The organism is Methylocystis sp., assembly GCF_046349115.1.
In the GTDB taxonomy this organism is placed as follows: domain Bacteria; phylum Pseudomonadota; class Alphaproteobacteria; order Rhizobiales; family Beijerinckiaceae; genus Methylocystis.
Genome location: NZ_JAXMCX010000002.1, coordinates 584280 through 608422 on the forward strand (window position 1 = coordinate 584280; position 24143 = coordinate 608422).

36 protein-coding genes are annotated in these 24143 nt (G+C 60.1%); 10 read left to right on the top strand and 26 right to left on the bottom strand.

The features are described 5' to 3' along the window. Positions 1–80: 80 nt before the first annotated feature. Positions 81–551 (bottom strand): J domain-containing protein, encoded by a 471-nt coding sequence (locus U1E20_RS08625; protein WP_409980184.1) that lies wholly within the window; start codon positions 549–551, stop codon positions 81–83. Between the two features lie 155 nt (positions 552–706). Here U1E20_RS08625 and U1E20_RS08630 point away from each other — a divergent pair, with 155 nt between their 5' ends. After that, positions 707–1327, top strand: a complete 621-nt coding sequence (locus U1E20_RS08630) for a hypothetical protein (protein WP_409980185.1) — start codon at positions 707–709, stop codon at positions 1325–1327. Between the two features lie 40 nt (positions 1328–1367). Here U1E20_RS08630 and U1E20_RS08635 read toward each other — a convergent pair whose 3' ends face one another. From U1E20_RS08635 to U1E20_RS08660, 6 genes are all read right to left on the bottom strand, one after another. Then, positions 1368–2606, bottom strand: coding sequence for a cysteine desulfurase (locus U1E20_RS08635; RefSeq protein ID WP_409980186.1), 1239 nt, complete (start codon positions 2604–2606; stop codon positions 1368–1370). Further along, positions 2606–3892, bottom strand: coding sequence for a Fe-S cluster assembly protein SufD (gene sufD / locus U1E20_RS08640; protein ID WP_409980187.1), 1287 nt, complete (start codon positions 3890–3892; stop codon positions 2606–2608). Before sufD ends, U1E20_RS08635 begins: the two co-directional genes overlap by 1 nt. 3 nt (positions 3893–3895) lie before the next feature. After that, positions 3896–4648: a Fe-S cluster assembly ATPase SufC gene (sufC, locus tag U1E20_RS08645; protein WP_409980374.1), complete on the bottom strand. Its 753-nt coding sequence runs from the start codon at positions 4646–4648 to the stop codon at positions 3896–3898. 5 nt (positions 4649–4653) lie between these two features. Beyond that, positions 4654–6123 (bottom strand): Fe-S cluster assembly protein SufB, encoded by a 1470-nt coding sequence (sufB, locus tag U1E20_RS08650; protein WP_409980188.1) that lies wholly within the window; start codon positions 6121–6123, stop codon positions 4654–4656. Between the two features lie 319 nt (positions 6124–6442). Beyond that, entirely contained in the window at positions 6443–7195 is a 753-nt protein-coding gene (locus tag U1E20_RS08655) for a hypothetical protein (protein ID WP_409980189.1), read from the bottom strand. 105 nt (positions 7196–7300) lie between these two features. Next, positions 7301–7723 (bottom strand): Rieske (2Fe-2S) protein, encoded by a 423-nt coding sequence (locus U1E20_RS08660; protein ID WP_409980190.1) that lies wholly within the window; start codon positions 7721–7723, stop codon positions 7301–7303. A 164-nt stretch (positions 7724–7887) separates the two neighbouring features. On the opposite strand from U1E20_RS08660, the gene U1E20_RS08665 reads away from it, so the two are divergent. Then, positions 7888–8211 (top strand): hypothetical protein, encoded by a 324-nt coding sequence (locus U1E20_RS08665; protein WP_409980191.1) that lies wholly within the window; start codon positions 7888–7890, stop codon positions 8209–8211. Positions 8212–8271: 60 nt separating this feature from the next. On the opposite strand, the gene U1E20_RS08670 is transcribed toward U1E20_RS08665, so the two are convergent. Beyond that, positions 8272–8715, bottom strand: coding sequence for a hypothetical protein (locus tag U1E20_RS08670; protein ID WP_409980192.1), 444 nt, complete (start codon positions 8713–8715; stop codon positions 8272–8274). Positions 8716–8915: 200 nt separating this feature from the next. On the opposite strand from U1E20_RS08670, the gene U1E20_RS08675 reads away from it, so the two are divergent. Together U1E20_RS08675 and U1E20_RS08680 are read left to right on the top strand one after the other, a co-directional pair. After that, on the top strand, positions 8916–9158 hold the full coding sequence (locus U1E20_RS08675; protein WP_409980193.1) for a hypothetical protein: 243 nt from the start codon (positions 8916–8918) through the stop codon (positions 9156–9158). A 32-nt stretch (positions 9159–9190) separates the two neighbouring features. Then, the gene (locus U1E20_RS08680; RefSeq protein WP_409980194.1) at positions 9191–9451 is read left to right on the top strand and encodes a hypothetical protein; all 261 of its coding nucleotides are present in this window, start codon (positions 9191–9193) and stop codon (positions 9449–9451) included. A gap of 49 nt (positions 9452–9500) precedes the next feature. Here U1E20_RS08680 and U1E20_RS08685 read toward each other — a convergent pair whose 3' ends face one another. Together U1E20_RS08685 and U1E20_RS08690 are read right to left on the bottom strand one after the other, a co-directional pair. Then, positions 9501–9668 (bottom strand): hypothetical protein, encoded by a 168-nt coding sequence (locus U1E20_RS08685; protein ID WP_409980195.1) that lies wholly within the window; start codon positions 9666–9668, stop codon positions 9501–9503. A gap of 44 nt (positions 9669–9712) precedes the next feature. After that, positions 9713–10156, bottom strand: coding sequence for a Rieske (2Fe-2S) protein (locus U1E20_RS08690; protein WP_409980196.1), 444 nt, complete (start codon positions 10154–10156; stop codon positions 9713–9715). A 215-nt stretch (positions 10157–10371) separates the two neighbouring features. On the opposite strand from U1E20_RS08690, the gene U1E20_RS08695 reads away from it, so the two are divergent. Beyond that, a complete protein-coding gene (locus U1E20_RS08695; RefSeq protein WP_409980197.1) occupies positions 10372–10656 on the top strand; it encodes an aldehyde dehydrogenase in 285 nt (94 codons plus the stop codon). A gap of 52 nt (positions 10657–10708) precedes the next feature. On the opposite strand, the gene U1E20_RS08700 is transcribed toward U1E20_RS08695, so the two are convergent. The 13 genes from U1E20_RS08700 to U1E20_RS08760 form a co-directional block, all read right to left on the bottom strand. Continuing rightward, complete coding sequence (locus tag U1E20_RS08700) at positions 10709–10930, bottom strand: hypothetical protein (RefSeq protein WP_409980198.1); 222 nt, start codon at positions 10928–10930, stop codon at positions 10709–10711. Positions 10931–10944: 14 nt separating this feature from the next. Next, positions 10945–11256, bottom strand: coding sequence for a ferredoxin (locus U1E20_RS08705; protein WP_409980199.1), 312 nt, complete (start codon positions 11254–11256; stop codon positions 10945–10947). 31 nt (positions 11257–11287) lie between these two features. Further along, the gene (locus tag U1E20_RS08710) at positions 11288–12484 is read right to left on the bottom strand and encodes a DegT/DnrJ/EryC1/StrS family aminotransferase (RefSeq protein WP_409980200.1); all 1197 of its coding nucleotides are present in this window, start codon (positions 12482–12484) and stop codon (positions 11288–11290) included. Next, positions 12481–12744: a DUF6129 family protein gene (locus U1E20_RS08715; RefSeq protein ID WP_409980201.1), complete on the bottom strand. Its 264-nt coding sequence runs from the start codon at positions 12742–12744 to the stop codon at positions 12481–12483. Before U1E20_RS08715 ends, U1E20_RS08710 begins: the two co-directional genes overlap by 4 nt. A 23-nt stretch (positions 12745–12767) precedes the next feature. After that, on the bottom strand, positions 12768–13127 hold the full coding sequence (locus U1E20_RS08720; RefSeq protein WP_409980202.1) for a hypothetical protein: 360 nt from the start codon (positions 13125–13127) through the stop codon (positions 12768–12770). Between the two features lie 15 nt (positions 13128–13142). Continuing rightward, the gene (locus tag U1E20_RS08725) at positions 13143–13382 is read right to left on the bottom strand and encodes a nitrogen fixation protein NifZ (RefSeq protein ID WP_409980203.1); all 240 of its coding nucleotides are present in this window, start codon (positions 13380–13382) and stop codon (positions 13143–13145) included. Continuing rightward, on the bottom strand, positions 13379–13699 hold the full coding sequence (locus tag U1E20_RS08730; protein ID WP_409980204.1) for a nitrogen fixation protein NifZ: 321 nt from the start codon (positions 13697–13699) through the stop codon (positions 13379–13381). The genes U1E20_RS08725 and U1E20_RS08730 overlap by 4 nt, the downstream gene beginning before the upstream one ends. Positions 13700–13762: 63 nt before the next feature. Then, complete coding sequence (nifB, locus tag U1E20_RS08735) at positions 13763–15325, bottom strand: nitrogenase cofactor biosynthesis protein NifB (protein ID WP_409980205.1); 1563 nt, start codon at positions 15323–15325, stop codon at positions 13763–13765. Between the two features lie 380 nt (positions 15326–15705). Beyond that, entirely contained in the window at positions 15706–16569 is an 864-nt protein-coding gene (locus tag U1E20_RS08740) for an SIR2 family NAD-dependent protein deacylase (RefSeq protein WP_409980206.1), read from the bottom strand. Between the two features lie 4 nt (positions 16570–16573). Next, positions 16574–16789 carry a putative nitrogen fixation protein NifT gene (gene nifT, locus U1E20_RS08745; protein ID WP_138168697.1) on the bottom strand — a complete coding sequence of 72 codons (216 nt, stop codon included), beginning with the start codon at positions 16787–16789 and terminating at the stop codon, positions 16574–16576. Positions 16790–16829: 40 nt separating this feature from the next. Beyond that, the gene (gene nifS / locus U1E20_RS08750; protein ID WP_409980207.1) at positions 16830–18011 is read right to left on the bottom strand and encodes a cysteine desulfurase NifS; all 1182 of its coding nucleotides are present in this window, start codon (positions 18009–18011) and stop codon (positions 16830–16832) included. 11 nt (positions 18012–18022) lie between these two features. Next, complete coding sequence (locus U1E20_RS08755; RefSeq protein WP_409980208.1) at positions 18023–18304, bottom strand: NifU family protein; 282 nt, start codon at positions 18302–18304, stop codon at positions 18023–18025. A 54-nt stretch (positions 18305–18358) separates the two neighbouring features. Beyond that, positions 18359–18679 (bottom strand): iron-sulfur cluster assembly accessory protein, encoded by a 321-nt coding sequence (locus tag U1E20_RS08760; RefSeq protein ID WP_409980209.1) that lies wholly within the window; start codon positions 18677–18679, stop codon positions 18359–18361. A gap of 248 nt (positions 18680–18927) precedes the next feature. On the opposite strand from U1E20_RS08760, the gene U1E20_RS08765 reads away from it, so the two are divergent. Beyond that, on the top strand, positions 18928–19518 hold the full coding sequence (locus tag U1E20_RS08765) for a hypothetical protein (protein WP_409980210.1): 591 nt from the start codon (positions 18928–18930) through the stop codon (positions 19516–19518). 109 nt (positions 19519–19627) lie between these two features. On the opposite strand, the gene U1E20_RS08770 is transcribed toward U1E20_RS08765, so the two are convergent. Together U1E20_RS08770 and U1E20_RS08775 are read right to left on the bottom strand one after the other, a co-directional pair. Further along, positions 19628–20074 (bottom strand): Rieske (2Fe-2S) protein, encoded by a 447-nt coding sequence (locus U1E20_RS08770; protein WP_409980211.1) that lies wholly within the window; start codon positions 20072–20074, stop codon positions 19628–19630. Beyond that, positions 20067–21683, bottom strand: coding sequence for a flavin monoamine oxidase family protein (locus tag U1E20_RS08775; protein ID WP_409980212.1), 1617 nt, complete (start codon positions 21681–21683; stop codon positions 20067–20069). Before U1E20_RS08775 ends, U1E20_RS08770 begins: the two co-directional genes overlap by 8 nt. Before the next feature lie 136 nt (positions 21684–21819). On the opposite strand from U1E20_RS08775, the gene U1E20_RS08780 reads away from it, so the two are divergent. The 4 genes from U1E20_RS08780 (at position 21820) to U1E20_RS08795 (ending at position 23805) form a co-directional block, all read left to right on the top strand. Next, complete coding sequence (locus U1E20_RS08780; protein ID WP_409980213.1) at positions 21820–22275, top strand: hypothetical protein; 456 nt, start codon at positions 21820–21822, stop codon at positions 22273–22275. 75 nt (positions 22276–22350) lie between these two features. Further along, positions 22351–23208, top strand: a complete 858-nt coding sequence (locus U1E20_RS08785; protein ID WP_409980214.1) for a sulfurtransferase — start codon at positions 22351–22353, stop codon at positions 23206–23208. Positions 23209–23224: 16 nt separating this feature from the next. Then, a complete protein-coding gene (locus tag U1E20_RS08790; RefSeq protein WP_409980215.1) occupies positions 23225–23494 on the top strand; it encodes a hypothetical protein in 270 nt (89 codons plus the stop codon). Then, entirely contained in the window at positions 23491–23805 is a 315-nt protein-coding gene (locus U1E20_RS08795; RefSeq protein WP_409980216.1) for a hypothetical protein, read from the top strand. The genes U1E20_RS08790 and U1E20_RS08795 overlap by 4 nt, the downstream gene beginning before the upstream one ends. Before the next feature lie 31 nt (positions 23806–23836). Here the strand turns inward: U1E20_RS08795 and fdxB are convergent, their stop codons facing one another. Next, positions 23837–24130, bottom strand: a complete 294-nt coding sequence (gene fdxB, locus U1E20_RS08800) for a ferredoxin III, nif-specific (protein WP_409980217.1) — start codon at positions 24128–24130, stop codon at positions 23837–23839. Positions 24131–24143: the final 13 nt, after the last annotated feature.

The window sequence follows — 24143 nt, forward strand, 5'->3', positions numbered from 1 at the left end:
GTATATGAGCAATGCAATTTACAGACCGGGAGAGAGGCGCTGACGAGATGAGACCGGCTCACACGGCCGATTTCCCTTGATCAGGCGCTTCCGAACAGTTCCAGCAGGGCGTCGCGCGCTTCAGCGATGCGGCGATATTGCGCGTCGCTGCCGCCGGCGTCGGGATGCGCCGTCTTCGCCATTTTGCGAAAGGCGGCGTTGATCTGCAAAGGCTCGAGCGCGCCATCCAGCGGCAAGTCCAGCGTCTCGCGATGTTCAAGACCATCGTCGCTGGTCATCCTGAGCAGCAGGGCGCGTCGCTTCTCTCGCGCCGCTAAACGCAGCTCGACCTGATCTTCCTGCCATCTTTGGCGCGACATGATCAGACATTCGCCAAACGCAATGCGTCCTTCCGCTTCAAGCGCGTCGAGACAGAAGGGACCAACGATCGCGTAGGGCGGCGCGAGGAAGGCGTCCCGGCGGCCTTCGACATTCTCGATCCGGCCAATCGCCGCCGTATCGAGAATTCCCATTGAGCCATTCCAGATGACCCATTCCTCGCCGAGAGCCATTTGGTCCCTTCCCCAGGTCGGCAAATCTCTTGTGGCGCGAAGAAGTCACACGAGACCGCGCGCCGACGCCTCCATGCATGTTCGCAGCCAAAGTCTGGGAACCGACAGCCAGCCGATCGCTCGGCAAACCAATTGCATAAGTGCCGCGCATGAACATGACCGTGCAAATGGCCGACGCCCAGACGCCGGGGCCTGTCCCGCCCGCCCTCAAGCGCTTCATCTGGGACATTCAGTCGATGGTCGAACTGGCGGACAGCGAGAGGGAAATTCTCGTGATCGGCCGCGATCTCATGGCGCGCCTTGTCGCAAGGGACGATTGGCTGCCAGAAGTTTTTGCCACGCCGGACCCCGCCGGCGGCGTTCAATATCAACTCTATCGAGACGGGCTAGAGCGCTTTTCGGTGGTCAGCACGGTCTTGCCGCCAGGTTCCGGTCTGCTGGTCGATCAGCCAAGTCTTTGGGAGATTGCCGGCGTCTTACGGGGAAGCGTCTCGCGCCAACTTCATGTTTCTTCCGCCGCGCGCAGCGCCGATGAACCACGTGCGCTGCGCGCCGCCGAAGTTGGCGCGAGCGCCTCGCGCATTGGCGGCTCAACGGAAATTTCCAACGCCTTGGCTGATCAGATGTCGATTAGCGTCCATGTCTATGGCGGCGACGTTACCAAATTGAGCGCTCGCCGAATCGCCGGCGATCGGGAGCAGGCGCTAGGCTACGCCAACGGTCCGAGCGCGCCTCCCTATGACATTCTGACCATACAAACCCAAATCATCGATTGAAGCGGCGGCGATCAAAGGACGCGCGCAGGCGCGTCTCTCCTCACACGAACAGCTTTTGGGCTTTGATGAGCGCTTCCGCGAGGCGGTCGATCTCTTCGCGCGTATTATACATGGCGAAAGAGGCGCGGCATGTCGAGGTCACGCCCATATGGGTGAGGAGCGGCATGGCGCAATGGGTTCCAGCGCGCACCGCGACGCCGCTCCGGTCGATCACCGTGGCGATATCATGGGCGTGCGCGGCCTTCATATCGAAGGAAAGGATCGGGCCTTTCTCCGGCGCCTTTCCGAAAATGCGCAGACCGTCGATCGCCGTGAGCCGCTCCATGGCGTAGGCGGTGAGTTCGGCCTCATAGGCGCGGATCGCGTTACGGCCGACACTGTCGATATAGTCCAGCGCTGCGCCGAGCCCGACCGCCTGCCCGATCGGCGGCGTGCCGGCCTCGAAGCGCTGCGGCGGCGAATTATAGGTGACGGTTTCGCTCGTCACGGTCTCGATCATCTCGCCGCCGCCGGCATAGGGCGGCAGGGTCTCGAGCCATTTCCGCTTTCCGTAAAGCGCGCCGATCCCTGTCGGGCCATAGAGCTTATGGCCGGTGACAATGTAAAAATCGCAATCGAGCGCCTGCACGTCGACATCGAGATGAACGGCGCCTTGCGATCCGTCGACGCAGAGCGGAACCCCATGCGCATGGGCGATGCGCGCGATCTCGCCGATCGGCGTCGGCGCGCCGAGCACATTCGACATATGCGTCAGCGCGACGATTTTGGTTCGCGGCGTGAACAGCTTCTCGCACGCGTCGAGATCGATGACGCCATTTTCGTCCGGCTCGATCCATTTGATCGTCGCGCCCTTGCGTTCGCGCAGAAAATGCCAGGGCACGATATTGGAGTGATGCTCCATCAGCGACAGAATGATCTCGTCGCCTTCGCCGATATGCGCGAGCCCGTAGGACGCCGCGACCAGATTCAACGCTTCGCTGGCGCCGCGGGTGAAGATGATTTCGTCGCCGCTCTCGGCGTTCAGAAACCGGCGCACCGCTTCGCGCGCGCCTTCATAGGCCTCCGTCGCCGCATTGGCGAGATAATGCAGGCCGCGATGCACATTGGCGTATTCGTGCTCATAGAAATGCGTCAGGCGATCGATCACCGCGCGCGGCTTCTGCGCGGAGGCGGCGTTATCGAGATACGCCAAGGGTTTGCCATAAGGCATTTCGCCAAGGATCGGGAAGTCGGCCCGGATTTTGGCGATATCGTACGGCAAACGAACCGGCGCGTTCATCACGCGGCCCTCCCCGACATCCATTGCGAGATACGCGCGGAGATAAAGCCGCGCAGCGGCTCGTTCCCTAGACCTTCAAACGCCTCATTGGCGAAGCCCTCGATCAGCAAGGCCTCCGCTTCGCCGCGCGGAAGGCCGCGCGCCATGAGATAGAAGAGCTGATCCTTGTCGAGACGGCCGCAGGTCGCGCCATGGCCGCATTGCACGTCGTCGGCGAAGATTTCGAGCTCCGGCTTGTTGTTCATCGTCGCGCCGTCTGAAAGCAGCACGGCTTTCGACTGCATGACGCCGTCGGTTTTCTGAGCGCCGGGACGAACGATGATCTTGCCCTGAAAGACGCCGGCGCTGTTCCCATCCAGAATGTTGCGGAAGCGCTCGCGGCTTTGGCCGTTTGGCTTGGCGTGATCGACGACGAGCGTCACGTCGACATGGTCCCGCCCGCGCGCCATGGTCGCCCCCTGCAAGGCGAGTCTCGCATGTTCGCCGTCGACGCGGGCGAATATCTGCCGACGCAGCAGCCCGGCGCCTTCAATGAGCGAAAAGGCGGAAAAGGCGGCGCCTTCGTCGAGATGCGCGACGAGGCTCATCACCCGCGTCTGCGTCTCGCTTTGGCCCGTCGCATGGGTGAAAAGATCAAGCGACGCGCCCGACGCGAGCCGGACGATCAGCGCCTGATTATCCTGCGCCGGGACGTCGGTGAGAACGCCGGCGGTCTCGATGATCGTCGCGCGCGCCCCCTTGCCCAGGACAACGAGCGAGCGCGTGAAGCTCGACCGGGCATCCTCCGAGGACAGGATGCCGGCGATTTCGATTGGACGCTCGATGGTCACGCCGTCGCCAATGCGCAAAATTACTCCGTCCTGCATTAGCGCCGTATTGAGCGAGATGAGCGCATCGTCCGTCCGCACATCGTCGCTGGCGAGAAGCGCCATGACGCCTGGCGTTCCCTGCGCCAAGGCTTCGCGCAACGGCTGAACCGTCACGCCGCGAGGAAGCGCGGCGAGATCGGAAAGCTCGGGACGGAAGGCGCCGTCGAGCACAACGAGTCGGATTGAATCATGCGCGCGGGCGACCTCGACGCCGCCGCGCGCGATCGCGAGCGGCGCCGGCCGCGCGAGCGCCGCTTTGAGGTCCGTATAATGCCAGCTTTCGACGCGCCGATTCGGCAGGCCTTTCGTCGCGAAGGTCTCCCATGCCGCCGTCCGCAGGCCCACCGCGCCCTGCAGTTTCATTTCGTCATACATCGGGGCGAAGGCGTCGGCGACCGCCGTTGCGAGCTGCACCATCGCTCAAGCCGCCTCTTCGGAGAGATAGTCCTGATAGCCGTGTTTCTCCAGCTCCAGCGCCAATTCGGGTCCGCCCGAGCGCTGGATAACCCCTTTCGCCATCACATGCACCGTGTCGGGTTTGATGTAGTCGAGGAGCCGCTGGTAATGGGTAATGACAAGGAAGCCCCGATCCGCCGCGCGCAGCGAATTGACGCCCTCGGACACAACGCGAAGCGCGTCGATGTCGAGGCCTGAGTCGGTTTCGTCGAGGATGCCGAGCCTGGGCTCCAACAGCGCCATCTGCAGAATGTCCATGCGCTTCTTCTCGCCGCCCGAGAAGCCGGAGTTCAACGGCCGCTTCAGCATTTCCTGCGAAACGCCGAGCTGCGCCGCGGCGTCCTTGACGCGCTTCATGAAGTCGGGCGTCGCCAGCTCCTCCTCGCCGCGGGCGCGCCTCTGCGCATTCATCGCGGCCTTGAGAAAGGTCATCGTGGCGACGCCGGGGATTTCGACCGGATATTGGAAGGCGAGAAAAACGCCCTTCGCCGCGCGCTCATGCGGCTCGAGAGCAAGAATATTCTCGCCGTTGAGCAGCACTTCTCCTTCGGTGATCTCATAGCCCTCGCGGCCCGAGATCACATAGGACAGCGTCGACTTGCCGGTGCCGTTCGGCCCCATGATGGCCGCCACCTCGCCAGGCCTTACGGTGAGCGTCAGGCCCTTGAGAATCTCGCGGTCGCCGACAGAAACATGGAGGTTTTTTATTTCGAGCATCGTCATCACCCCACGCTCCCTTCGAGCGAAATCGAGATTAGCTTTTGCGCCTCGACCGCGAATTCCATCGGCAGCTGCTGCAGCACGTCGCGCACGAAGCCATTGACGATCAGCGCCGTCGCTTCCTCTTCCGACAGTCCCCGCTGCATCGCATAGAACAGCTGGTCCTCGGAAATCTTGCTCGTCGTCGCCTCATGTTCGAACTGCGCGCTCGGATTTTTCGATTCGATATAGGGAACCGTATGCGCGCCGCAGTCATGACCGATCAGCAGACTGTCGCATTGGGTGAAATTGCGCGCGCCTTCCGCCTTGCGATGCGCCGACACCTGGCCGCGATAAGTGTTCTGCGACCGCCCCGCCGAAATCCCCTTCGAGATGATGCGGCTTCTGGTGTTCTTGCCGAGATGCAGCATCTTGGTGCCGCTGTCGACCTGCTGATAGCCGTTCGACACCGCGATCGAATAAAATTCGCCCTGCGAACCGTCGCCGCGCAGAATGCAGGACGGATATTTCCAGGTGATCGCCGAACCGGTCTCGACCTGAGTCCAGGAGATGTGCGAATTGCGGCCGCGGCAATCGCCGCGCTTCGTCACGAAATTATAGATGCCGCCCCTGCCCTCGCTGTCGCCCGGATACCAGTTCTGCACCGTCGAATATTTGATCTCGGCGTCGTCGAGCGCGACGAGTTCGACCACGGCGGCGTGAAGCTGGTTTTCATCGCGCTTGGGCGCGGTGCAGCCTTCGAGATAGGAGACGTAAGCGCCTTCATCGGCGATGATCAGCGTGCGCTCGAACTGCCCGGTCTTCTGCTCATTGATGCGAAAGTAAGTCGACAGCTCCATCGGGCAGCGCACGCCCTTTGGAATATAGACGAAGGAGCCGTCGGAAAAGACCGCGCTGTTCAGCGTCGCGTAGAAATTGTCGGTCACCGGCACGACCGAGCCGAGATATTTTTGCACCAGCTCCGGATGAGTCTGCACGGCTTCCGAAATCGGGCAGAAGATCACGCCGGCGCGCGCCAGCTCTTCCTTGAAGGTCGTCGCCACCGAGACTGAGTCGAACACCGCGTCGACCGCCACTTTGCGGGTCTCGACGCCGGCGAGAATTTCCTGCTCGCGCAGCGGAATGCCGAGCTTCTCATAAGTGCGCAGCAGTTCCGGATCGACCTCGTCGAGCGACTTCGGCCCCGACGTCGATTTCGGCGCGGCATAGTAATACAAATCCTGATAGTCGACGGACGGATAGTGCACCCGCGCCCAATTCGGCTCGGACATGGTGAGCCAGCGCTTATAGGCGTCGAGCCGCCACTGGGTCAGCCAGGCCGGCTCGTTCTTTTTCGCCGAGATGAAGCGGACAATGTCCTCATTCAGTCCCTTTGGGGCCTTTTCTGACTCGATGTCAGTCGAGAAGCCGTATTTGTAAGCGTCGACGTCAATCGACTCAACGGTCGAAACGGTCTCCTTGAGAGCCGCCATTCATCTTCTCCTCGTCACAACGGGCGCAAGGCCTTTTCGGCCATCAAACCGTCCATTCGGAAATGGCTCCGGCTCCTTGGATCATAGTCGATAAGAAGGTTTGCAAGAACGGCGCCGATAAGGCGTTGGGATGACGTGAGCGCAAATCCGGCGCATCCAATTTGCCGGCGGATTTGGGCGAACTTTTTGACAAATGCGTCGCCACGCACAACAATTGTTATGAATTCTCCCGACGAAGTCGGAGTCCGGCGACAGTAGGCGCTCATCAAGCGCTGTTCGCCAGCGCGATCGGGCAAAAACGGACGCCCGTCACTCACTTTTATACTCTTCGCGCCAGCGACCGCAGATAGCCCTGCATATCGTCGGCGAGCTCAGTGTCGATCGCCGGCGCGGCTTTAAGAAGCAAATTGGCGATGAACGCTTCATCATTGCGCGTATCTTCGAGCGCTTCGCGCAAGACAGGCAAATTGTCTTCGATATGGGCAAGGAAAGAAACGCCTTTCTCCGCCGTCTCATTCCATCGCTGACGATGCCATTTGGCGAGCGGATACATGATCTCGTGAACGAAATTCGACTTACGCGCCCTTTCAAAAAAGCGCAGGCCGGCGTTCCAGTTTTCCCGCGCGCGCAGAGGCGGCGGCGGAAGGTCCTGCGCCAACATTTTCTTGCCGGCCTGTCCAACAAAATCATCGAGGCTCACAGGGGCGTCAATTGTCGCGCGAAAATACCAAAGCGCATTGGCGCCGGGAAAGTCTTTGCCATAGGAGGTCGTCAGCGCCGCCTCGACCTTGTCGACCGCCGCGCCGTCCCCCTTTAACGCCGACGTCATGCAGAAGGCGCAGATCGCGTCATTGCCGACGCCTTTCACCACGTCGCCGCCAAGTTGAGCGGCTTCAAGCTTCGGCGTCACGCCATCAGGCGGCGCCGCGGTCTCGCCGGCGCGCAGGGCGGTGATGAAAGCGGTAATTTCCAGCCACCTGCCGAAATGCGCGACAAATTCATCGGGATCAACATGAACAATGGCCAGATTTAGCGGCTTTTTGCGGGCTTGCAGCTCGGCCATATCGGTCATCAAGTCACCTCATTGCGATTAAGCGGCGCGCGGCGCCGGACGTTGTTTTCTTGGCGGCGTTTTCTTGGCGGCGTTTTCTTCGCGCCGCTTTCTTGGCGGCGCGAATCAATCAGAGGTGATCATGACTTCAGGAGCGCCTTCCGAATCGTCCATCCCGTCGTCTTCGGCAAGTTCGACGCCGGTGATGCACACATCGCCATCGTCCACGATGACCGTGATCGGCGGCAGTCTCTTACCCTGGCAGGGACCGATGAAACATTCGCCAGTGTCGAGATCGAACTGCGCGCCATGCTGTCCGCAAGTGAGGAAATTGCCCTCCTCGTCAAGGAATTCTCCGGGAGTGGCGTCAAGCCGCTCGTTCATATGCGGACAGGAATTTTCAAAGCCGAAGAAATTGTTTCCCTTGCGCGTGATCAGAATATTCCAGGGTTTCGGCTCGCCGGTGGATTCGATCCGCATCAGAGAGAAACCGCGGGCTTGACCATCGTCAATTTCCCCGTTCTGGCAAATTACATAAAGTTCGCTCATGGCCCGGTTTCCTGGATGGCGTCGCGCGATGGCGCGGCGCGCGCTATATTGGCGCCTGCAAGCGCCGAGCCATCCGAGCCGAACGCGCGTCTTTCATGCTTTTTGCAAAAAGCTGTCAGCAAACTGGTTGCTTTTGCACCCTCATCGACCGAAAGAGCCAAGCCATGACCGTTATTGAGCACGACTTCGGACTCACAGATCGCCTGACCGAGCGGCGTTTTGCGCGCCTGCTGGAGCTTGACGCATTGCATGAGGCGAATATTCGCGCCAATCCCTTGCCTTATCTCGAACGGGCGAGCGAGCGCATCTTTCGCCTCAGCGAAGTGCTTCACGACGCGATCGCCGCAAGCAAAACTCAACCGACCGAAGACGCTGTCGAAAAGCGCAGCATGGTCATCGATGCGGCGGAATATGATCGTTTGAAAAAATGCATCGCGATTCTCGAAGCCGGCTACGCAAAATACGGCGCGCTCGACGACATCATCTAGTCGCCTCGCGTTCTTGCCGATTGCTTTTACAATCCGCAGAGCGAGGCGACTTCCTTTGACTTAGGCCGCCGCCTTGGCCTCGACCGGCGGCTCCCATTTATAGAGTTCGGCCGTTCCATCGCCCGGCAGCGACGAAAAGCCCACGCTACCCAGAATCGGCGCGAGCGCTTGGCCCTCGCCTGTCGGCAGGCTGATGTAAATTGGCGCCCCGCGCGAGATCAGCGCGCCGAACAACAAGGTGAATGCGGCGTCGCGATGTCCAGTCGCCGCCGCCGTGAGGCGGACATTGATCGTTTCCTTGTTGGCAAGCGCCAAATCCAAAAGATCGCGCTCGGCCAAAAGCGCGCCGACAATTTCCTTTTCGGTGTTGTAGACGACCGCGGAACAATTGTCTGAACAGCATTCCATCAGATTGGAGAGCGCGCGCTCCTGATCCGCGTCGCTCGCGACCGACAGGGGAATGTCGTCAGCGACTCCGCGAACAAGATCCCAAATGCTCTTCATGTCGCTGAGCGACGCCTCTCTGCAGGCCAAATCCGACACGTGCCGCGCTCCCCTGTCATTGCGATCGCCACAAAGGCTACTCCGGCGGATCAAAGCAATTTACATACCCTGGCGCATATTGGCTTAAGGCGCTCCGACAGACTGCGACATATGGCAAGGGATTTGCGATGAAGCCTGCGTAACAACGCATCGAGGTAAACATGCCGGATGAAGGCTATTTCGTTGACTGGGACGGAAATCTGCGCCGCACCGACGATCCGGGCGGCGGTTATTACTGCGATGTCGACAGGCCCGCGCGTTATGTCGCGATCATGACAAAGAGCGGCGCTCTGGCGCATGAAGCCACCTTTTACAAAACCCCTGACGATGTCGCCAAGGCTGGGATCAAAGCGTCGCTCGTGCCAGGCTCTCATCCTTGGGGCCGAAAGGCGGACGGCTTCTAGAGCGAACAGACAGGAAGGGAGAGTCCTTCGTCATGCTGCCCACGACCATTCTCATCGATGACCGCCCGCGTTGCGTCGTGCGCCCGAACGACACCAAGGACCTCAACCGCTTTCTACGAAATGGGAAGAGTTTTCTGCTGGCGCAGACGCCGGAGGGAAAAGTTACGCATCGCCCGGCGAGCGAAATTGAAGTCTCATATTGGCGGCAGGCCTTGGCGCTACACAAGGCCTGGGGCGGCGAGGAGGAAGGCTTTTTCGGGGTTCCGCTTATGGGCGAGTTCGCAGGCGGCTGAATCCCGACGGGTCTCGAGCGGAACTCTCGCCCGCGCGCCGCGCCGGCGTTCACTCATCCATGCTGGGTGTGAGGATGACTTCCGGCGGCGCTCCTGGGCCTTGTCCATGTAGAAATTCGACGGCGCTCACCAGGGAGAGTCCGCCATCGCTCTCCATCAGCACAACCGCCTCGGGCGGCAGTTCGGCAAGCTTCTTCACTAATTCTCCAACGGTCATCTCGGCCCTTTCCGACAATTGGTTTTTCGTATCGCCGGGACCAATCAGCCGGGATGGATCATGATTTCCATCGTGTCTTCGAATTCGTCATCGTCGTGGAATTGCGGCTCTGCTTCGCTCAGCTCCACGCCGCACAGACAAATATCATTTTCCATGACAACGATCGGAATGGGTTCTAGCGCCTGATCTTTGCATGAACCTTTCACGCAAACGCCCGACTCGATATCGAATTCCGCCTTGTGACGGCCGCAGCGCAAATGCGAGTGATCGTCGCTGAAGAACCTGCCTTCGCCAATATTCAGCCAAGCGCCCGCATGGGGGCAGGCGTTCAGATAGCCGAGATATTGGTCGCTTTTCGTGTGCACCACAAAAATCGAATAGGGCCGAGCTCCATCCGCGGTGACGCGCGACAGGCTAAACGCCTTCGCCTCGCCGGGCGGAATATCGCTTGTCGCGCATATGACGAAAAGCTGCATTCCCTCGCTCATTGACCGCAAGCTCCCATTGCGCCTCCAGACAGTCAGCCGCGTCGGACCTGACGCAAGATGACGTCACAATTCATCACAGGCCGCGTAATGCAAATGTCATCGGCGCCGTCGCGCCGCATATTGATGCAGGAATCTTGCCGAGGCGGCTTGCGTCCATCGGTTGCGCAGAGGAAAAATGGCATGGCGCATGCGACGGGCGAAGGGGAGATTAGCGGATGAGCACGATGACTATCGTAGAAGAAGCCAATCGGGATGAACTCTCTCGACTTGCAGGGTGCTATCTGTTTTCTGGCACGAAGATCTGGACTGACGCCGCCGCCGTGCATCGAGACGACGGTCCGGCAATCGTGCTTCCGGACGGCGCCGAGCGCTGGTTCATTCGCGGGAAGGACGTCACGCGCGCCGTGAACGCCTTTTTCTATGAAAATAAATGGCCAGTCGAGAAAGGCTTGAATCGTCCCGAACAGCTCGCCTTGTTCAGGGCGAAATTCGTCGAGTGAGCGCCCCGCCCGCCGCTTGACGGCGGCGGGGCCTCTACAAATCGGTGCTTAATCAAGCCGCCTGTTCGAGCGCCTTCGCACGAATGGACTCGAGCTGCGATTTTTCAAGGCGGAAAATGCCTCGTCCCCCGGCCAAGGCTTGATAAGCCGTCGGGGCCGCGTAGCTCAATTGGTCGAACCACTGCTGAGCCGACAGAGGCGCCGGTCTTTCGCTTATTTCGGCCACGGTGCCGTCGGACGCGAAACGGACATGGATTATCGCGATGTCGGTCATCTTCTTCTCCGTTTTTACAGGCCAGAGCCGAAGCCAAGCAGCTCGACCTTGATGTTCTCCGTGCCGAGGACGGTGGCGAAGCATGCAAGGCGGGACTTGGAGCCGACGCCGACGATCGCATCGAGCTTCTCGTTCTCTTCGCGGGATGTTTTGGAGAGCCCCTTGCGCCCTTCATGCACGAAGATATGCCATGGGCTCAGGTCGCTCTTGGCCGCGTCGAAGTCCGGCAAAAGCTTTTCATCCGCTGACCGGATCGCCGTTAGCAGGGTCGTACCCTCGCTGGCCTCGACTGTCTTGCCCGACGGCATGATCGTGATAGTTGCCATGGTAGTTTTCCTTACTCCCTGTTAGTTCAGATCAATAAATCGCCGCTCCGGCGCCTACGTTGACGGAGGCGTCTTTCATCGTCTCCACGATAAAGGCGATGTGGCTCTCGGTGAGATGGGCATGGAAGGGCAACGCAACGGAACGGTCCGCGACTTTTTCCGTGACGAAGAAATCGCCGCGACGATAGCCTATGTCCAGATATCGCCGCTGCGTATGAAGCGGCGCGCTATAAGCCGCCGCTTCGATATTCTCCACGCCGAGATCCTCGACGATCGAATCTCTCGACGACCGACTGAATCTGGTGCCGAGATGGACGACGTAGAGGAACCAGTGAATCTCCGTGACATCCGGACTGATAAAGGGATCCTTGATTCCCTCGAAGGACTTGATGTGTTTGAAGTAGTAATGCTCGATGAGCTTGCGCTTTTCGAGAATCTCCTCGATGCGCTTGAGTTGCGAGAGACCGAGCGCCGCGGTGATGTCGCACATCTCGACTTGATAGGGCGCGCTGGACCCGACAACGACCGAAGAACGCTCGTTCATTTTATGAGCGCGAAATCTTCTCAAGGCGACGGCGACATTTATGTCGTCGGTGACGACCATGCCCCCTTGGCCGCAGACGAGCGGACCCGGCTGCGAGAAATCGAACACCGAGGCGTCGCCGAAGGAGCCGACGATGCGGCCCTTATATTTGGAGCCGATCGCCTCCGTTGAATCTTCGAGAAGCGTAATTCGACTCCGCTTGGCGACAATCTCGCGCAACTCGTCCCATGGCGCGGGATGGCCGTTGGTGTTGCACGCGACAATCGCTCGAGTCTTGTCCGTTAACGCGGCTTCGACCTTGGCCGGCGCAATTGTTCCGGACCAATAGTCGATATCAACGAAGACGGGACGCGCGCCAATCAGCGCGATCGCATGGAGCGCTTCACGGAAGGTATAGGACGGCGCGATGACTTCGTCCCCCGGACCGACGCCATGCGCGAGCAGCGCCAGAAGCAAACCCGTCGCGCCGCTGGATGTCGCGACGGCGAATTTTCGTCCGACATAGGCGGCGAAAGCGGCTTCGAACTCCTCGACGCGCGGGCCGCTCGACAGACGGCTCGATCGCAACACGGCTTCGACCGCCGCGATATCGTCAAGCGTCACGTCGGGATCGGAAAGCGGTAGGAATTCCCTAGCTCCCGCGCCGCCTTCTTCTTCCGCCTCAAATTCCAACGTCGAGGTCACGATGCGGCCCTCCGGAAGGCAAGAATGATCCCCGTCGCCTCCGCCGGTTCGTTGGTGATCTGGACGCAGTGATCCTTGCCGTTTAAGAGGTGCAGGTCGCAACCCGGATAGCTCGAAAAAGGCGTTTCAATTACGTCCGACGCATCGCATTTGGAGAAGGAAAGATGGGGGAACTGCTTGCGCAGCGCCGTGATATCCGGCGCGCCGGCGGTCGCGAGGATCGCGCCAATCTGCGCCAGTTCTTCAGTATTCGTGCCCATGCCTGATCCCTTCCCCGCCGACGCTACTGCCAAAACCGCCGCTCGGCGTCCTCGTTCAGATAGTCGAGCAACTCCGTCAGACGCTCGAAGCTGCGATCGAACTCCCAGACTCCGGCCGCATGATCCTTGCGAAGAAGGCGCCAGCCTCTATTTTGATCATCAAAAAGAAGCAGCGCGATGTCGACGACGCCGCCGTCCGGATCGATATTGCGCGAGCAGCAGGGGCTCTGGATTCTGTAACCGTTGGCGGTCTTCAACAAAATCGGCGTGACATATCGATATCGGCGTCGCTTCGCGAGCGCCCGCTCGATTCGCCTGAGATCGAATTCGTTGGGCTGCGAAGGACTCACGATATCCGCTTGCGTCACCACTGGCTTACGCATCGCGCTCATCTCAACTTAAACCGGTTCGATCTCTTCCTCCAAGCAACCGACCACCAAACCTTCTCCAAACTCGACAAGATAGATCGGCGTGTTTGTGTCCGTGTGACTGCCAACCTGAACGATTTCGCCCAGTCCGCCGCTTGGAACAAGCAACGCTTCCGGCTCCCTGTCGGGATAGCCGCCGTCATTGACGAGGTCGTTAAGCGTCTTGACGCGCTGACCCCACTGATATTTGGGAAGTCTCGGGTCGATCATCGCACCGCGGCTCCTGGAAGCGGCAATTCTTCCTCCTCGTCGCGCGGAACCGCCGGCTCAAGCTCCTTACGCTTCATGCCGACGCGGTTGCCGCTCTCAGCGAACTCGACGCCATAGATGTAAAATTGCTGGAGAAAGGTGCCGATGCTCACGACATAGCCAATCTCGCCTTTCTTCGCGAGAATGTCGCCGATCTCCTTGCCGGCGTAGGTGCCGTCATTGCGGATCGTTCGCTTCGCTTTCACCTTGTCGCCGAAAGAGTAGTAAGCCGGTTCGGTCAATTCGCACACTTCACTGTCGCGTACGATATTGCTCATCGCTTGCTTCTCCTTAAGACATTGCGGGGCTTGACGCCCCGCAAGTCTTTCTACATTTCACCGTTACGCGGCATTGATGAGCGCGCCTTGACGGATTTCGGCGTCGCCGCGCTGGACATGTTCGATCTCGCCGGAATTGACCTTGTCGAGATAGGCCTTGAACCAGGCGATCGCCGACTTCTCGATGAACTCATGCGCATATTGATCGACAGGCTCGATCCCCGCCTTCAACAGATCGTTCTTCGGGCAGCCGCCGATCTTCGCCACAAACACCGCATGGCAGTCGTTGATCGCGCGGATCACCGTCTCCAGACTGTCCTCGTCGCCATAGCCGCCCTGGCAGTAAAGATCGACCCGACGATGACCGACGAATTTCGCGCCCTTGGTCGTGAGTTCGTAAACCTGGAACTCCTTCGCATGGCCAAAATGTTCGTTGATCAGGCCAGACCCTTTCGTCGCCACCGCGATCAGAAGCTGGATGTCGCTGCTCGCCCCGGCAAGCGTCGCAAGCTCCTCCTGCTTCGCCGCCACCTTCGCGACACGCTCCTCTTCAACCTTCTCCTGATAGGCCTTGCGGCCCTCAAGATCATAGTCGACCTCCATCGCCATGATCTTGTCCGTCGTGAACTCCGCGCTGCGGTCCTCGCCCAGAAGACCGACCGCGTCCGCACGGCACTGACGGCAGTGCCGCATCATGTTCATCTCGCCTTCGCAGCTGTCCTGCAGCGCCTTCAATTCCTGCGCCGACGGGCCGCGCTGGCCGGTCAGGCCAAACACCGTTCCATGCTCAGGCGACGAAATCAGCGGCATGATATTGTGCAGGAACGCCCCGCGCGACTTCACCGCCTTGTTCACCTCGATCAGATGGCGGTCGTTGATCCCCGGGATCATCACCGAATTCACCTTGCACAGAATCCCGCGCTCAGTGAGCATCTCAAGCCCCTGAAGCTGGCGGTCGGTCAGAAGCTTCGCCGCCTCGACCCCGGTGTAGCGCTTATGCTTCCAGAACACCCAAGGGTAAATCCGCGCGCCGATCTCGGGATCGATCATATTGATCGTGATCGTCACGTGATCGACGTTGAACCCCGCGATCGTGTCGACATGGTCCGGCAGCGCCAGCCCATTCGTCGACAGGCACAGCTTGATGTCGGGCGCCGTCCGCGAAATCAGATCGAAGGTCTTGAAGGTCTTCTCCGGATTGGCCAGAGGATCGCCAGGACCGGCGATTCCCAGCACCGTCATCTGCGGAATCGTCGAGGCCACCGCCAGAACCTTCTTGGCCGCCTGCTCGGGCGAGAGCTTCTCCGACACCACGCCGGGACGCGACTCATTGGCGCAATCATATTTGCGGTTGCAGTAGTTGCACTGGATGTTGCACGCCGGGGCCACCGCCACATGCATGCGCGCGTAATGGTGATGCGCCTCCTCGCTGTAGCAGGGATGGTTCTTCACCTTCTCCCAGATCTCGGTCGGAAGATCCCCCTCGCCGGCGCCGGAGCCGCAGCTCGCCTTGCCGCTCCCCCCCGACGTCCCGCACCCCTTATGCTCCGCAATCTGCTGCATAATCCCCTCAAGCCCCGGAGATGATGCTTCCCCAGACGCGACGCCAAGCTCCTGCGTATCCATGGCTGAATTCCTTGATTTGGCTTCGCCCTCATATTTTGCGGGCGAACCGCCGCCGTCGGCGGCGACATGATCCGTTCTTTGGGAAATTCATGGCAACATACATGCCACGATTGGACACGTTCCAATGAATTGGCGCTTCAGCAATTTCATATGTCTATGGCCTGATGGATTTTTCCCTCCTCGGCCGGACGAATGTCGCTTCCTGTTTATGTAAACCCGACGGACCCCGCGATGTCACATACCCGCACATGAACTTCGAAAACATGTGCCTGATGTTAACGTTGAAGCGCGGTCTGGCCGCGCCAGAGGAGTTTCATGAAAATAAAAAAGAAGCGGCCCCCTCGTGGCGAGAGGGCCGCCTCGTCGATAATCCGCCGGAGTCAGCCGATCAGAATTTCGCTTGCTCGGCTGAGCGGAATGGCGAGCGGAATGATTCCCTGAACAGTCAGGAATTTCAGCTCATTTTTTGTCAGACGCTCAGCCGTGACGATCGCGAAATGGGTCGTCGTCGAGCGCTTGGTGATCTGACGCGCATAGGTCCGCAGCATCTGGTCGTGGAAGCGGCAGCCGATAAAGAGAAAACTCCGCTCGGTCCGGCGGTTTTTCACGATGTCGGGGATTGGCGTCTGGATGTCGATTTCCGTCAGGACCTCGACATAATCGGCGTCCGAAATCAGATAATTCTTTGCCGGAGCGACCCCGCCGTGAGGCTTGTAGAGCAATGTCGTCCAGGCTTCGGCCTCGGTCTTGGCGACCTCGGCGCCGCTCGCGTCATAAAAGCGATACCAGCGGTCTTCGCCAATGCCGGCGCGGGTAATGCCTTGCGCCTCGCCCCAATCGTCCCTGCCGGCGAGCGCGTCGCGCATGGCTGAATCATACCAGCTGTCGACGATCATCGGCAGTTTGAGCGCCGCGAGGCTGCGATGCAACGGGGTTGGTTCAACCTTCGGCGCGAAGGCCTCGTTCATCAACGCCGTCACCGTGCTGCGGTGCTTCATGCTCTCGATGTGCTGGGCGCTCGCCCAGGCGTTGCCCTTCGCGCGCTTGGGCAACGCGACCTTGGTCGAGAAGAACTGAGCGAGCGCCTCCGGCGTCGTCGGCGCGGCGGCTCCCGCGAGCTCGGCCAATTCAGGGCCGAGATAGGGCACGATCGCGCCGTTCCGAAGTTCGGGCGCGAGCGCCGCCAGCTTGCTCTCGGCCTCGGCGCCCTCGATGATCATGTGACCTGCGAAAGGAGCATTCATCACTTTACTCCTCTTCTCCGCGCTTGCGCGCATTGATCGTGATCGGCAGCGTCGTCTCGGCGGCCATTTCCGGAAGATCGAGCACCCAACCATTCGCGATGCGGATCCATCCGCCCCACAGCCCCTCATGTTCGCTCTCGACGATCGGCTCCTCGAGATCCTTTTTGGGGACGTAGATGGAGAGCCCGGCTTCTGGAGACCGGCGGATCATAATCTTCATGTATTGGGCTCCTTAACCGAGGAACATCAGGCTCGCCGCGTCAGGTGAGGGCGGGCTGGGTTTCAGTGACGGTCTGCGCCATTTCGCGCAGTTTAGCGACAACGCCAGGCAGAACCTCCATGACGCGATCGACATCGGCCTCGCTGTTGTCGCGAGACAATGAAAAGCGAACCGCGCCCTGCAGCGCCTGCGCGGGAACATTCATCGCCTTCAGCACATGCGAGGGCTCGTTCGATCCCGCCGTGCAGGCTGAGCCGGTGGAAGCGGCGATGCCGGCGCGATTGAGATTAGTCAGCACCGCCTCTCCTTCAATGTCGAAGAAAGCGATATTGGCGGTGTTGGGAAGACGGCTCTCGAGATCGCCAGAGACGCGGCAATGTCCGATCTCCTTCAATATCCTGGATTCAAGACGGTCTCGTAACGCGCCGATCTGCACCGCCTCTTCGTCGAGGCCGACGCGGGCGATCTCGGCGGCCATGCCCAGTCCGACAATGCCCGGCGTGTTTTCCGTGCCGCCGCGCCGGGTTCGCTCTTGGTGACCGCCGCGGATCAGCGGGCTGAATTTTGTTCCCTTGCGGACATAGAGCGCGCCGACGCCTTTCGGGCCGTGCAACTTATGCGCGGAAAGCGACAGGAAATCGATCTTTGTCGACTTCACGTCGATCGGGGTCTTCCCCACTGCCTGCACCGCATCGGTGTGAAACAGCGCGCCGGCCTCATGCGCGATCTCGGCGAGACTCGCAACAGGAAAAAGGGTGCCCGTCTCATTATTGGCCCACATCATCGAGACGATCGCCGTCTTCGGGCCGAGCGCCGCGCGATAGGCGTCAATATCGAGACGCCCATGCTCATCGACGCCGATGACGTGAACTTTGACGCCCTGCTTGTCACGCAAATGCTCGATCAGCGACAGGATCGCGGGATGCTCGACGGCGGAGGTGACGATTTCGTCGCGCCCCTCCGTCGCGGCCAGTCCGGCGAGGATCGCCGCATTGTCCGACTCCGTGCCGCCCGAGGTGAAGACGATCTCGTGATCATGCGCGGCGCCGACGAGCGCCTGCACGCTGCGACGCGCCTCCCTGACGGCAGTCGACACTTCCTCGCCGAAAAGATGCGTCGAGGAGGCGTTGCCGAACGCATCAGCAAAATAGGGCAGCATCTTTTCGACGACTCGCGAATCGACGCGGGTCGTCGCATTGTTGTCGAGATAGACGCGAGTCACTCCCGCCCCGCTCAATTCCGTGCGGGGGCGCCAGCGACCGGGACAAGCCGCACGAATTCGCCAAGCCGTTCGACGATTTTCGCCTGAATGCCCTCGAGCGTCGCGCTGCTCAGCTTGCAGAACATGCAGGCCCCGGTCAGACGCACCATGACCTTGTTGCCGCAGATTTCGATCAGTTCGCAATCGCCGCCGTCACGACGCAGATTCGGCCGTATCTCGTCGATCACCAAGCGTATGACTTCTTCCTTGTTGGTCATCAGCTTCGTTGGCGCCGCATCCACTTCCTGCAACATCTGATCGTCCTCATTCCTTGCAGACCTGCGTCGAGCCGGTCCGCCGCCTCTGCTTCATCCGAATGACTTGCCGCACGAGCAACTTGACTGTGCGTTGGGATTGTCAAACGTGAAACCGGAGCCCTGCACGGCGACGACATAGTCGATCGTCGTCCCGGAGAGCAGCTCATGGCTGCTGTTGTCGATGTAAAGTTTCACGCCGTCTCGTTCGATGACGGTGTCGTCAGGCTCGCCCTCGGGCACGAGGCCCATCTTATATTGGAATCCGGCGCAGCCGCCGGCCTCGACCTTGATCCTCAATCCGTTGACGGGATTGGTCGAGCCCGAAATTGCGGTCTGCACGGCATCCAGGGCGCTGCTAGTCAAATGTATCATGACGCGTTTCCAATGCCGACATGCGTTTCAAACCGGATAAAGCAAGACATATGCCGATCAAGAACCCGCGGAGCAGCGCGAAAAATTCGCGATGACGGAGCGGAAAAATTGTCAGATTCCTAACATCTGTCGCATGTGCAATGGCGGAACTTGGCATGGAGGGCGGCGGGTTTTTTGCATGCCGGCCGGGTTGATACGCCGAAGCCGTTCGGGTGGGTGCGATCCAAATGCCAAGCGGAGATTAGTCGATGACACAGATTGAGAAGACAGCCCTCGCTCGTCTGGAGCGTGAAGGCCGCCTGCTCAACGCAGTTCTGAAAGGCCCCATGACCAAGCCTGGACGATTCGGGTTTCGTGGGGACATTGCGCTCAAATACCAGGCGCAGGTCGCAGACGAGAAACGCCCCCCGGATTTCTGCATGGAGCAGGTGTTGACCTTCGCGCAGGAAAACGAACCCACGATCCCGATCCTCGCGGGCTATCTCCATAATTTCGCCTATCTGGAAACCGTCGTCGAAGTGCTCGGCGACCTTCTCTCGCCCGATGGCGTCTATTTCATGTTCTGCAACAACATCGATCTCTTGTCGAAGTTCCGCGTGCAGATCGGCGAGATCGTCTTCAATGTCCTTCCCTGCGATGAATCCACGGTATGGAAGGAAATGATGGACCTCTGCAGCGTCGACAAGAACGACATCAAGAAGCTCGACACGGCCGGCAAGACCGACTACCTGCTCGACGCGGCGCTAAAATTCAATGACGCCTTCGAAATCATCGCCTATCAGCAAGGCGTGGAGCGGATGGAGCCGGTGAAGAACCGCAATGAAAATCGGCCGGTGTAGAGTTCTGTAAAGCGCCAATCGCCGGCCGGCCGCCAAAAAAGCGCTGGTCAAGCGATCGGCGCCTTCGCTTCTCTTGCGTTTAGCCGGCGATCTCTAAGCGCTTCGGAGCCTATCCTTCGGGCGGCGGCTCCTCGTCATCTTCGGGTTGTTCCGCGAGGGTGACGCCCAGTATGCAAATTTCGTCGTCGATCACCCGGAGCGCGACCGGCGTCAGTCCATCCCCCAGACAGGGTCCATCGACGCAAGCGCCGGTCCCGATCTCAAAGGTCGAGCCATGCTTGCCGCACATGAGCCGCAAACCATTGGAGTCGAGGAACTGATTGCGCTCCCAATCCAGATTGACGTGGTCGTGCGGGCAAATGTTGAGATAGCCGAACACCTGCTTGCCCCATCGCACGACGATGATCGGCAGCGGCTTCTCTTCGCCTTTCTCATCGACAATGACGAGTTGAAACCCGCGGGCTCTCCGACTGGGGATTTCATTGAGACCGCAAACGACATAGGCGATCAATTCGGATTCAGGCGCGTCCGCCTGTGACGTCGCAGTCTCAGTCATTGGCGGGAGCTCCTACGCATGCCGAATTCTTCCTTTCGAGAAGCCGTCGATTGGCCGTGAGCGAGAACTCTCGCCAGGCGCCGGCGATATCCTGCAGGATCGCCGACTTATACTCTCCCGAAAGACGATGTTCGCTGGGAAAATTCGATAGGGCGCAGGAGGTTTGATTATAGGCGACGACATCGTCCATGATCGTCTGCATCAAATCTCCGAAAGGCTGTTGAATCCGCGGCACCAGCTCAACGCGGCCAAGCTCGACTTTCGTCGTCGCGAGATCGAAGGGAAGCGAATCGAGAACCGCGAGCGCCTGCTGAAAGACATCTTCGATCGCGCCGAGCAACGCGATTTGCGTCAAGCTGTCGCGCTCCCGCGACGCCAGCCCCTTCGTCAGTCGGCGACGATAGTCTTCGAAGATGGCGTCCGACCTGCCGTCGACCCAGCCGCGAAATTGGATCAGGCTGGCTTCATTGAGCCCTAGATGCGCGATGGCTTCGCTGTCCGCTCCCGCCACGAGGCCCTGCTTCTCCGCAAGAGCGGCGAGCGCGCGGGCGACGCGGCGCGCCGAGTCGAGGGCGCCTTCAATATAGCCGGAGTTGCGCACGGCCGTCTCCGACCCGCCGAAATAGAGCTTCTTGTCCCAGAGAGCGCGGCGCAGCAGCGGATTGGCGACGTCGCCGGTTTGATCGGACGGCTCGCCGGCGCGATCGGCGGCGCTGCAGGTCAAAGGCTCCTGCGCCCAATCCACATAATGCGTCGCGAGACACTCGACGTCGGCGCCAAAGATCGAGCCGAGCTGACTCGCGATCAAAAGCGGCAATCCGACGCTGAAGGTTTCGCGCAGACCAGCATCGAGCGCCAAAAATCCTCCGAGCGCAAAGAGCTGCTTCGACATGTCGCAGGCGTCGAAGACTTCGCCGAGAATAGCTTGTTCATGCGTGGCGTAGGCCGAACCGGAAAGGCCCCTCTCGCGCCAAAACGGCGCGGCGACCTCGATCGCGACCTTTGCTTGCGCCGCCATCCATGTTTCCGCGCCGAGCATGGCGCGGTCGGTCGCCTCGTCGAGAGGCGGCGCGAAATCCACGGTCTCGCGCAGCAGACGTGGAGGAAGCGACAAGACTGCCTGTCTGGCGAATACATCCACTGAATCTTCGCCCGTCGTGAATGTCAGCGCGACATGATCTCCGCGATCGCTGATATGCGTCAAACGGTGATTGAGTTTGATCGCCTCGGTCGGCAAGCTCCTTGCGATCGCGTCGACGAGCGTCGTCATGCCGCCGTGAAGTCGCCGCGCGCCATCGTAAAGGCGCTTGTCGTCGATGCGCTCGGCCTTTTTGTCCGCCTCGCGCAAATGCAGCACGCCGCCTTCGTCATATTGGGCGTAATTTGACAGTCCCAATTCCGCGACCAGCGCGGCGACCAGAGGCTGGGTTTCAGGCCAATACCAGCCGGCGCCAAGATCGAGTCCTGCGCCGCGTGCTGGGACAGTGAATATCCGGCCGCCGATACGGTCCCGCGCCTCGAATATTTCGAAGTTCAGTCCACGCTGCCGCAATCTCCTTGCCAACGCGAGGCCACTCACCCCCGCGCCGACGATCGCTACGTCAAGCATGCATTCGCGCTCCTGCTTGAGGAATCGAAAGCAAATTGCGTGCAAGCCATGCGTCGATCCAGCGCGGACTCGATGGCATGAATCTTGATCCATTGTGCGCGATGACACGCGCAAGATGACCTACAAGGAGACCTAGATGAATCTTGCATCTGAATTCGCCAATTGCTCGATTGAGGAAATCAAGGAGCATTTGAATGGCGGCACGCTATCGATCTATTCGGTGGCTCGGCCCTTGACTGCGGACATTCCCGTGGACCGCAGCGGCCTGCTTGCGACCTTCACTTTTGCGGCGCCGGCTTTCGGTCCGGCCGACGGCGAAAATGAATCGCCGAATTTCGTCGCCAATCCGGTCGCGGCCGGGAGCGTCGGCACGCCCGGCTTTGCTCGCGCCAAAAAGGCGGACGGCACGACGGTCGCCGATTTTTCGGTTGGCCCAGGCGATCGGGAAATCAAATTCGCCGAAGTTTCCTGCTCCAACGGCGCGCCGGTTCGCTTCGTGAAGTTCACCTTCAAACAGGGCGATTGGCCAGAGCGTCCCGACTATTACGGCACGCATCCTCGGCCGGGCTATCCGCTGCCTGTCGGTCCGTAAAGCTCGTGACAATGAATGGTCGTCCGGCGTGACAGCGCGGCGTTGACGGCCTCCTGAAAATGGAGTCGCACATCCATGGCTGAACAACTCCCGGGCGCGCTTGTGAGCGCCGAATGGCTGGCGGATCGCCTGAGTGAAGCCGACATTCGAATTCTCGACTGCACCTGGCATCATCCCAGCACCAATCTCGACGGGCGCAACCAATATCGGGGCCGGCATCTTCCCGGCTCCGTACATTTCGACATCGATCATATCGCGGACCCGAATTCGGATTTGCCGCATATGCTGCCATCCACGGCGGATTTTGCAAAAAAGGTGGGCCTGCTTGGCGTCGCCGACGGCGATCGCGTCGTCGTCTACGACAGGCTTTTCGGTGGCTCCGCGGCGGCGCGGGTCTGGTGGATGTTCCGCGTGTTCGGCTATGACAATGTCGCGATGCTTGACGGCGGCTTCGGCAAATGGGTCGCGGAAAAACGCCCGACCGAAATGTCGCCCGTGCGACCCGAGCCAAAGAGCTTCACCGCCGGGTTCCGGCCAGAACTCGTTCGCGACTATGCGCAAATGACGGCCAATGTGGCGTCGGGCGCGGAACAATTGGTCGACGCGCGCGGGCCAGGCAAATTCGACGGCAGCCAGCCGGACGTGTTTCCCTTCAAGAGACTCGGCCATATCCCGGGCGCGATCAACGTGCCATGGGCCGATTTGGTCAATGGCCAGACTGGAGTGATGCTCGACCAAGCGGCGCTCAAGGCCCGGTTCGAGGCGGCGGGAGTCGATCTCACCAAGCCGATCGTCACGACTTGCGCATCCGGCATTTTTTCCTGCATGAACGCGCTCGCGCTCTACGTGCTCGGTCGCGACGATGTCGCTGTCTATGACGGCGCCTGGGCCGAATGGGAACGCGCGGAAGATGCGCCGGCCGCCGCTGCGTGAGAACGGAGCCCACGCGATGGACGAGGTCGACCAAGACTATGCCGTGCTCGAAGACGGCGCCGAATATGCGCTCTTTTGCTCAAACGCCCAACAGAGCGTATTTCGTCTGCGTAACAAATCGGAAGCTTCATGCGCGTTGATCGAGAATGATGACGCGCTTCGCTTTCAAGCCGACTATCAGGCGCTGAAGAACGGCAACCCGGATTGGGACGCGGACAAGATTCTCGCTCAACTATGGGATCATGGCGGCTATGGCTGGCTCGCCAAACAGGAAGGTGAACCATGACGACTCTGGTGAAAACAACCGAGGACGGTCGAAAGCTCGAAGTGATAGGCTTCGCGCTCTATCTCGACGGGAAACTCGAGGCGGTCGACCTCACCGAGGTGACCCAACATCCGCTGAAATGGAAGATCCTTAACATTATGCCTGACGCAGTCTATGTCGCCGGCCGCGTCGCGCTCAACCGCGCGGAGGCCGACATCGCCTTCAAGGCGCTTAAAGAGGCTGAGTCGAAAATGCTTGCCGATCCTGTCGCGATTGCCGAGCGTTTCCGGATCGCCGCGATGTGGAAGGCTCGCGAGCAGGGGATCGAATGACGCTGCGCGCATTGCGCGCAGCCTTCGTAGTTCAGGATAACGCAGCTTCGCCGTGAGTCTGACAATTGGTCGGACACACGCGTGCGCAGGCGCCGCAGCCGATGCAAGCGCCGATATCGTTCATCACCATGATCTTCTTTTCGACTTCATCATCCTCGTCATCGTCGAGCGCCACGAGCTCGCCGTCCTCATTGAGGCCTTTCAGCGTCATGACGTCGCGTCCGCACACTTTGAAGCATCGCCCGCAGCCGATGCATTTCTGCGGATCGATCGCCAGAAGATATTCGGGACACCAATCCCGCCCGTCGCGTGTCGCCTGTGACATGGATATCGACTTT